The sequence below is a fragment of the Saccharopolyspora sp. NPDC045941 genome, from assembly GCF_056431445.1.
Window position 1 is genome coordinate 1 of sequence record NZ_JBWKKU010000153.1, and the last position, 1,943, is coordinate 1,943.

Annotated in this window: 1 protein-coding gene; it reads left to right on the top strand. The window is 63.2% G+C overall.

What is annotated here, in order from left to right:
* On the top strand, nucleotides 1-1,943 hold a 1,943-nt coding region (locus AC07FN_RS45805), incomplete at both ends, for a non-ribosomal peptide synthetase (RefSeq protein WP_478401367.1).

The window sequence follows — 1,943 nt, forward strand, 5'->3', positions numbered from 1 at the left end:
TACACGTTGTGGCAGCGGGATCTTCTGGGGGATGAGGACGATCCGGAAAGCCTTGTGTCCCAACAGCTCGGTTATTGGCGACGGGAGCTGGCCGGTGCTCCGGAACAGCTCGAATTGCCGACTGATCGGCCTCGGCCGCGGGTGCCTGGTTATCGCGGTGGGGTGGTGTCGTTTCGTGTCGACCCGGAGTTGCACGGCGGATTGCTCCACGTGGCGAGGGCGTGCGGCGCGAGTTTGTTCATGGTGTTGCATGCTGGTCTGGCTGCTTTGCTGACCAGGCTCAATGCTGGTGTGGACATTGTGATCGGCAGCCCGGTCGCGGGGCGGACCGATGACGCGGTGCGGGATCTTGTGGGGTTTTTCGTGAACACCCTTGTGCTGAGGGTGGATACTTCTGGTGATCCGAGTTTGCGTGAACTTGTTCGCCGTGTCCGGGAGACCGATCTCAGGGCTTTTGAGCATCAGGATGTTCCGTTCGAGCGTCTTGTTGAGGCGGTCAATCCGGTTCGGTCGTTGGGGCGGCATCCGTTGTTTCAGGTCGCGCTTGTTCTCAACGATGCTGGTGAGTATGGGTTTGTGTTGCCGGGGACGTCTGGTGGTCTGTATCCGCATGATTTGAATGCGGCTAAGTTCGATCTGTCGTTCACTTTCGATGAGCATCGTGATGGTGGCGGGGCGCCGGCTGGTATGGAGTTGGCGCTCAATTATTCCGCGGATCTTTTCGATCGGGAAACGGTGCGGCGTTTCGGGGGTTATTTGATTCGTGTGCTGGCGCAGTTGGCGGCTGAGCCTGATGAGCGTGTTGGTCGGGTTCGTTTGCTGGATGCCGCGGAAGAGCATGCGTTGTTGGTCGAGCGCAACGACACCGGTCGTCTGGACGTTCCTGCCATGACGTTGCCGGAGCTTTTCCAGGGCCAGGTGAGCAGAACTCCGCGGGCCATCGCGCTCGAACACGGCCGCACCCGTTTGACCTACGAGGAGCTCAACACCCGCGCGAACCAACTCGCACACCACTTGGTGGGGCTAGGAGTGGGGCCGGAGCGAGTCGTGGCGCTGGTGCTGCCCCGCTCCGCGGAAATGGTGGTCGCCATCCTCGCCGTGCTGAAGGCGGGTGGCGCCTACCTGCCGGTCGATCCGACGTACCCGCCTGACCGCATCCGGTTCATGCTCGATGACGCTGGGCCGGCGGTCGTCCTCGCCGCGGACGGCTCCGCAGGCAGCGTTGCGGTCATCGGAGTTCCCGTCCTGTTCCTCGGCGATCCCGAACTCCAAGGCCGGCTCGGCCGGAACAACAGCGGAAACGTCACCGATGCCGATCGGCGGGCCGCGTTGGACCCACTGGCCCCGGCATACGTGATCTACACCTCCGGCTCCACCGGCACCCCCAAGGGAGTCGTGATTCCGCACGTCGCGGTGGCCAACCTGGTCGAGGTGCAGCGGGAACGACTTCGGGTCGGGGAGGGGAGCCGCGTACTGCAGTTGGCGTCGCCCAGCTTCGACGTGATGGTGATGGAACTGTTCATGGCCCTCGCGACCGGAGCTGCGCTGGTCCTGCCCGCAACGCAAAAACCGCTCGGCGCTGAGTTGGCAGCGATCTTGGCGGCGGAACGCATCAGCCACGCCGTCGTTTCGCCAACGGTGTTGTCGAGCATTCCACACCGCGATTTGCCAGACCTGCGGGTCCTGATCACCGGCATCGAGCCGTGCTCCGGCGAACTGGTCGACCGCTGGTCGAAGGGTCGGCTGATGCTGAATGCCTACGGGCCGACCGAAGCGACCGTCTACTTGACGATGACGGGACCGCTGTCCGGCGGAAACGTCCCGCCTATCGGTCATCCGCTGCCGAACATGCGGGTGTATGTGTTGGATGGTTTTTTGGGTGTGGTTCCGGTGGGTGTGGTGGGGGAGTTGTATGTGGCGGGTGTGGGTTTGGCGCGGGGGTA